At 60.1% G+C, this 7004-nt stretch carries 9 protein-coding genes; 6 read left to right on the top strand and 3 right to left on the bottom strand.

What is annotated here, in order from left to right:
* A partial coding sequence (locus tag AACY44_RS14390; protein ID WP_339530471.1) for a PAAR domain-containing protein occupies window positions 1-1062 on the top strand: 1062 nt, incomplete at its 5' end.
* Window positions 1059-1448 (top strand): hypothetical protein, encoded by a 390-nt coding sequence (locus AACY44_RS14385; protein WP_339414988.1) that lies wholly within the window; start codon window positions 1059-1061, stop codon window positions 1446-1448. The genes AACY44_RS14390 and AACY44_RS14385, both read left to right, overlap by 4 nt.
* Before the next feature lie 125 nt (window positions 1449-1573).
* Here AACY44_RS14385 and AACY44_RS14380 read toward each other — a convergent pair whose 3' ends face one another.
* Window positions 1574-1888: an amidase gene (locus AACY44_RS14380; protein ID WP_339414989.1), complete on the bottom strand. Its 315-nt coding sequence runs from the start codon at window positions 1886-1888 to the stop codon at window positions 1574-1576.
* Window positions 1885-2958, bottom strand: a complete 1074-nt coding sequence (locus AACY44_RS14375) for a serine hydrolase domain-containing protein (RefSeq protein ID WP_339415051.1) — start codon at window positions 2956-2958, stop codon at window positions 1885-1887. The genes AACY44_RS14380 and AACY44_RS14375 overlap by 4 nt, the downstream gene beginning before the upstream one ends.
* Before the next feature lie 185 nt (window positions 2959-3143).
* Here AACY44_RS14375 and olsB point away from each other — a divergent pair, with 185 nt between their 5' ends.
* Together olsB and AACY44_RS14365 are read left to right on the top strand one after the other, a co-directional pair.
* Window positions 3144-3899 (top strand): L-ornithine N(alpha)-acyltransferase, encoded by a 756-nt coding sequence (gene olsB / locus AACY44_RS14370; protein WP_044272710.1) that lies wholly within the window; start codon window positions 3144-3146, stop codon window positions 3897-3899.
* A complete protein-coding gene (locus AACY44_RS14365; RefSeq protein ID WP_339415052.1) occupies window positions 3899-4690 on the top strand; it encodes a lysophospholipid acyltransferase family protein in 792 nt (263 codons plus the stop codon). The genes olsB and AACY44_RS14365 overlap by 1 nt, the downstream gene beginning before the upstream one ends.
* 45 nt (window positions 4691-4735) lie before the next feature.
* Here AACY44_RS14365 and AACY44_RS14360 read toward each other — a convergent pair whose 3' ends face one another.
* Window positions 4736-5320, bottom strand: coding sequence for an acyl carrier protein phosphodiesterase (locus AACY44_RS14360; RefSeq protein WP_339414990.1), 585 nt, complete (start codon window positions 5318-5320; stop codon window positions 4736-4738).
* A 154-nt stretch (window positions 5321-5474) separates the two neighbouring features.
* Here AACY44_RS14360 and AACY44_RS14355 point away from each other — a divergent pair, with 154 nt between their 5' ends.
* Window positions 5475-5801, top strand: a complete 327-nt coding sequence (locus AACY44_RS14355) for an ArsR/SmtB family transcription factor (protein WP_339414991.1) — start codon at window positions 5475-5477, stop codon at window positions 5799-5801.
* A gap of 13 nt (window positions 5802-5814) precedes the next feature.
* Window positions 5815-6981, top strand: a complete 1167-nt coding sequence (locus AACY44_RS14350; protein WP_339414992.1) for an MFS transporter — start codon at window positions 5815-5817, stop codon at window positions 6979-6981.
* The last annotated feature ends 23 nt before the right edge of the window (window positions 6982-7004 follow it).

Below are 7004 nucleotides of genomic sequence, written 5' to 3'. Positions count from 1 at the left end.
CCGTCTCAATCTGCTTTCACGCCTTCCGGTCGTACAGTGCCAACGGCATTCAACGGGGCGCTGGGTCAGGAACCAGGCTTCTATATCGTGCCCAAGAGCATGTCCCGCGAAGCATTGGAGGCCACACTTTTTTCGACAATTGATCCGGCTGTGATGCGTAAGTTTCAATCACTGAATCCCAACACCGGCAACGTCAAAGCCGGCTCGATGATCGTGCTCAGCGATCCGAACAATACTTCCTGCACCTATCAGGAAGCGCAACTGATGCAGGCTGCACAACAAGTCAGCGAATCTCTGGATTCGCTGACGCCTGATGAGGCCGACTTTCTGTATCGACACGGTGCCGAAATCGCCGGTTTCATCGGGCACACCTCAACCTGGCTCGGCGTCAGCGCTGTGGTGATGGAAAAGCACATGAACAACCTGCGCGACACTCTCCAAGCTATCGAACGTTTACATCAAGAAAATTATCGCCAGCACGGCCACCTCAAGTCGTCGCAGTTCTTCACCGATCGCCAGCGTCTCATGAACCAGCTAGATGCCCATCTGCTCAACTCCACGCGCTTACGTGGCCAAACCACCCTGGGCGATCACCCCAAGTTGAAAGCGGCCCTCGGCATTTCCAGTCGTAGCTTGGTGCACCATTGGGACAAGGCCGGTGCGCCGGGGCAGATTCCGGGTTATTCCGCGCATGTGGAAGCGACCAGCCGCGCTACCAGATACATGAAGGCGGGTGGTTACATCGGGATTGGGCTTGGCGGCGTATCCTCCTTGCTGGCGATACAACAGGTTTGCAATAACGATTCCAGGGCGGCTTGCGAAAAGATCAAGTTCACAGAGGGTGGACAGTTCGCAGGCTCGGTTGGCGGCGGCGCATTTGGCGGATCGGCAGGCGGTGTTGCTGGTGGCGCGATCTGTCTTGCACTTGGTGTTACGACCGGTATAGGAGGCGTTGTATGTGTCGCGACTTTAGTTGGGGCAGGCGCATGGGCGGGTACGACTATCGGCGGTATGCGTGGAGAACAGATAGGCGAAAAACTGTACGAAAAAACTTTGCCATGACAACGGATGAGTCTTGGAACGCCTGGTTAGAAATCTGGCTTTTGGCCAGCCCATTCCTTCTTGGATTTACTGGTCTCGCGCTTAATCTATATCTTACTCACCGTCACATGGATGCCATAAAAGAGGCTTTGAAAAACAGCCGTTATATCTATCTTTGGGGAGACAGCCTTGGGAAGCGCGGTTTGATTTGGTCTCTTTTGGAAATGTCACAAATTGCCGGAATGATCCTGATGCCAAAGGTGCATATCCGGCATGGCAACTTGGATCCAGTGGACTTTGAAAACTTCCCACCCTATCTAAAACGTCTTTTCATAATCGTTACAACGCTAATCTGTACGGCTCTGATTTGGTTGGCGGCTGCATACATTCTGGCAAAGCTCAGGTAACCCAAACGGGCCTCACCCGAGGCCCGACATCAGCAAAGAATCAGACGCAATACCAGCCAACACGTAAGTTGACTGACCCACCGCCTTCGCGAGCAAGCCCGCTTCCACAGGGGTAATGTGGGGCGTCAGGGCGTCAGGCGGCAACCCTGGCGGTCCCCCAACCACCGCGCACTGTGCGTACGCCCCAACCCACTCGCCGTCACTTCACTGCGCGCCGGGTTGTCGCTGAATGCGCTGGTCGGCACGTATTGCTTTACATACCCACGGCAATACTCGGCCGGGTTGTTCGCCACGTACCGACACGAGCAATACTCCTTGGCGGTGTACGCCGCGATGATGTCGGGGAAGGCTTGCAGGTTGACGCGCTCGTGCCAGATCCACCCCAGCAGGGCGAGGAGCAGCAGGAGGAACAGGCTGGCGAACGGACGACGGCGGATCATGGTTGCACCGCCGCAAGCACGCGCTTGAGCAGTTCGTTGTGGCGGTAGCTGCCGTCGCGGTCGTCGCCATAGCGCACGATCACCAGGCGTTCGTCGGGCATCACGTACAGCGCCTGGCCCCAATGGCCGAGGGCGGCGAAGGTGTCGGCGGGGGCGTCGGGCCAGGGCCGTGGAGTGCCTTGATTGAGCCACCAATGGCCGCCAGGGACGGCTTCGTCCTGGCCGGCTTTGTATTTATCGAACGGCTGGCGATTGAAGGTCACCCAATCCTTTGGCAGCAACTGTTGATCCCCCCAACGCCCATCCCGCGCCATCAGCAGGCCGACGCGCGCCAGGTCGCGGGCGGTGAGGTAGGCGTAGGACGAGGCGACAAAGGTTTCATCGGCGTCGGTTTCCCACGTGGCACTGCGGATACCCAAGGGCTTGAACAGTGCGTCCCAGGGGTAACTCATATAAGCCTTGAGGCCGAGCATGCCTTTGAGGGCGGCGGACAGGATGTTGGTGTCGCCGCTGGAGTAACGAAAGGCCTGGCCGGGTGCGCTGGCCGCCTCCGTGTCCGCTGCAAAGTCAGCCATATCGGCGCGGCCACGGGTGTAGAGCATCGCCACCACCGAAGAGTTCAGTGGCGCGTATTCGTAGTCTTCCTGCCAGTCCAGGCCCGAGGCCCAGTGCAGCAAATCGGCCATGGTCACGGTTGGGTGTTGCTTCATCGGCGGGTAGAAGCGCGCGACCGGGTCGGTCAATTTAAAGCGGTTATCGCCATAGGCCACGCCCAGCACGGTGGCCATCAGGCTTTTACTGATGGACCAGGTGAGGTGCGGCGTGCTGGCCGTGGTGGGCGCGGCGTAGCGTTCGTAGATAACCTCGCCGTCGCGGATCACCAGCAACGCGTCGGTGCGAATGCCTTGGCGAGTGGTGTCGTCTCGCGCAGGGAAAGCGTAGGCATCCAAGGCGTCGACGGCAGGACCTGCGAGCGGTGTGCCCTTGGCCCATTCTTTGTCGGGCCAGGTTTCGGCGTGGACGGTAACGGTGACGAGTAGCAAGGCAACGCACAACAGGCCTCTGACCATGGACGCAAACTCAAGGAGGGCATTCAAGCCCGCGAGCCTAGCGCAGGCCAATGACAGATTTGCTACACGGAGGCTGTCACCCAACCGTCACCGTAAGTTCATGGAGATGACACCGAGCCTACATAGCCTGACTTTGGACAACAAAGTCGACTGGCCGCAACCTGGCCGGCACCCGGAGACTCGCTATGACTCAGATCGCCCGCATCAGCGACAAAGGCAATGAACGCCGTCTGCAAGCCGAACGCCTGGTGGGCGCCAAGGCCTTGCAGGAAGCCCAGGCCCTGCGGTTCAACGTGTTCAGCGGCGAGTTCAACGCCAAGCTGAAAGGCGCGGAACTGGGCCTGGACATGGATGACTATGATGTTCACTGCAGCCACATCGGCGTGCGGGACTTGAACAGCGGTCGATTGGTCGCCACCACCCGTTTGCTCGATCACCAGGCCGCCAGCACCCTGGGACGATTCTACAGCGAAGAAGAGTTCAGCCTGCACGGTTTACTGCACTTGCAGGGCCCGATCCTGGAAATCGGCCGCACCTGCGTCGACCCCGCCTACCGTAACGGCGGCACGATCGCCGTGTTGTGGGGCGAGTTGGCCGAAGTGTTGAACCAAGGCGGCTACAGCTACCTGATGGGGTGCGCAAGCATCCCGATGCACGACGGCGGCATCCAGGCTCACGCGATCATGCAGCGTCTGCGCGAACGCTACCTGTGCAACGAACACCTGCGTGCCGAACCGAAGAAACCACTGCCGGCACTGGACCTGCCGTCCAACGTAATCGCCGAGATGCCACCGCTGCTCAAGGCCTATATGCGCCTGGGTGCGAAGATCTGCGGCGAGCCGTGCTGGGATGAAGACTTCCAAGTGGCCGACGTGTTCATCCTGCTCAAGCGCGATGAGCTATGCCCGCGTTACGCCCGCCACTTCAAGGCCGCCATGTGATGAGCCGCCTGCGGATTTACGGGCGCATTGCCCGCGTGTTGGTGGTGGTGGCGCTGGGCTTGAGCATGGCCAGCGTGTTTGGCCTGTTTGAGCGTTTGGGCGTAGCCAACTCGATGGTGCGCCGCCAGCGCTGGTCGCGGTTCTTCATGGCGCGCCTGACCAATGCCCTGCCCTTTCGCGTGACGGTGCACGGCGAGTTGCCAACGCAGCCGATGCTGTGGGTGAGCAACCACGTGTCCTGGACCGATATTCCGCTGCTGGGCGCTGTGGCACCGATGTCGTTCTTGTCCAAGGCCGAAGTGCGCACCTGGCCGGTGGCCGGCTGGTTGGCGGCTAAAGCGGGCAGCCTGTTTATCCGCAGGGGTTCGGGTGACAGCCAGTTGATCCGCAAGCAGATGACCCGTCATCTGGAGCAACAGCACCCGCTGCTGATGTTCCCGGAAGGCACCACCACCGACGGCCGCAGCCTGCGCACGTTCCACGGGCGCTTGCTGGCCAGTGCGATCGATGCGGATGTGTCGCTGCAACCGGTGGCGATCCGTTATTTGCGCGACGGCCAAGCGGACCCACTGGCACCGTTTATTGGCGATGATGATTTGCTGTCGCACCTGATGCGTCTGTTTGGCAATGACCAGGGTGATGTGGAGATTCACGTGCTCAAGCCTATTGCCTGTGCCGGGCAGGAACGTGCGGCGCTGGCTTATCAGGCGCAGCAGGCGGTGCAGATAGCGTTGTTCGGGCCGCTGCCGGAGGCAGAACAAGTGGATGCTCGACCGGCGTTCGCGGCCTGAGGCGAGCAGGGTCAAAATAATGTGGGAGCGGGCCCGCCCCCACATTTAGATCCCAATAGTCAGTTGGGCTTGTGCAAATTTCTGCAGCTCGGGGTAGAACACTCGAAAGTCTTCACTCAACGGCTCATATAACACCTGCAACTCCTGCATGGCATGTCGCAGTTCCTCGGGCTGTGTCAGCCGCCGCGAGATCCCGCGCAACACCTGCTCCATCACCGCAAACTCGCGGTAAGAACCCAACCAATCATCCGCCGCCATATACGGCGCAATCTGCGCCAGCCGCCCCGGCAACTGCGGCTCGGCCGCCAGCACGCGGTACACCTGGGACGTGAAGCGCTCCAGCGGCTGGTCAGCATACAGCGCCCAATCCCGCGCCAGGCAGTGGTCGAAAAACACATCGAGGACGATCCCGGCATAGCGCCGGCGGGTCAGGCTGAAGCGTGACAACGCCTCACCCACCAACGGGTGACTGTCGGTAAAACGATCAATCGAGCGGTGCAGCTGGATCGCCGATTCGATTTGCGGGCCGAACTGACCCTGCAGGCGCCCTTTGACGAAATCGCCATACAGGCTACCCAGCAATTGCGCAGGAAGTTGGCCGCCCAAGTGCAGATGTGCGAGATAATTCATGGCGCGCAGTCTATCACTGCCAGCAACGTATCGTTATAACCCGATATACCGATTAAGCCTAGGTTCAGATCAAAATCATATTGGTATATCGGGATAGAGCGATTTAAAGTTCGCCTCATCGCGATATAACGCTTTACGAAACCGAGCACCTGCCATGTCCATCGACCTCGACGAAATAATAAAAGCCCTGGCGCACCCAGTACGACGAGACATCCTCACTTGGCTGAAAGACCCGAAAGTGCAGTTCCCCGAGCAACTGCACAACCACGAATACGGCATCTGCGCCGGTCAGATCGATCAGCGCTGCGGCTTGTCCCAGTCGACCGTGTCGGCCCACCTGGCCACCTTGCAACGCGCAGGTTTGATCAGCAGCCAGAAGGCCGGCCAGTGGCACTTTTTCAAACGCAACGAGGAAACCATCCAGGCCTTCCTTGCGGCGCTCATCACTGAACTCAGCGCTGACGAAAACGTAGCGTTGTAACAAGGAAACGATAATGCCCCTCTCGCTACTCATACTGGCCCTCAGCGCCTTCGCCATCGGTACCACCGAGTTCGTCATCATGGGCTTGCTGCCCGATGTAGCGGCGGACCTGGGTGTGTCGATTCCCGGCGCAGGCTGGCTGGTCACCGGCTACGCCTTGGGTGTGGCCATCGGTGCACCGTTCATGGCACTGGCCACCGCCAAGCTGCCACGCAAGGCGGCACTGGTAGCGTTGATGGGTATCTTCATTATCGGCAACCTCCTCTGCGCCCTGGCCAGTGACTACAACGTGCTGATGTTTGCCCGCGTCGTCACCGCACTGTGCCACGGTGCTTTCTTTGGGATTGGTTCAGTGGTAGCGGCCAACCTGGTGCCGGCCAACAAGCGTGCCTCGGCCGTAGCCTTGATGTTCACCGGTTTGACCCTGGCCAACGTGCTTGGCGTACCACTGGGTACCGCACTGGGCCAAGAAGCCGGCTGGCGCTCGACGTTCTGGGCGGTGACGGTGATGGGTGTGGTGGCGTTGATTGGCTTGATCCGTTTCCTGCCCGCCAAGCGTGATGAAGAGAAACTCGACATGCGCGCCGAACTGGCCGCGCTCAAAGGCGCCGGCATCTGGCTGTCGCTGAGCATGACCGCGCTGTTCGCCGCGTCTATGTTCACCCTCTTCACCTACGTTGCGCCGCTGCTAGGCGATGTCACCGGCGTGTCGCCCACAGGCGTGACCTGGACCCTGCTGCTGATCGGCCTGGGCCTCACCGTGGGCAATATCATTGGCGGCAAGCTGGCGGACAAACGCCTGGCGGCCACCCTGATCGGCGTGTTCATCAGTATGGCGGTAGTTTCCACCGCGCTGACCTGGACCAGCGTCGCCATCATCCCGACTGAAATCACCTTGTTTCTGTGGGCCACCGCCTCGTTCGCCGCCGTGCCTGCGTTGCAGATCAACGTGGTGACCTTTGGCAAGGCCGCACCGAACCTGGTGTCCACCCTGAACATCGGCGCCTTCAACATCGGCAACGCCCTTGGCGCCTGGGTCGGCGGCAGTGTGATAGCCCACGGTTTCGGCCTGACCAGTGTGCCGTTAGCCGCAGCGGCCCTGGCGATCCTCGCGCTGGTGGTGACCCTGATTACTTTCCGTCAGAGCGGCGATGCCGGCCTGGCCCCTGCGACCAACTGATCCACTTCAAAGACAAAGGTATT

This window comes from Pseudomonas sp. RA_15y_Pfl1_P11, from assembly GCF_963970975.1.
Lineage (GTDB): Bacteria > Pseudomonadota > Gammaproteobacteria > Pseudomonadales > Pseudomonadaceae > Aquipseudomonas > Aquipseudomonas tritici.
Note: the sequence above shows the minus strand (reverse complement) of the source record. Positions and strands in the feature narration are given on the sequence as shown.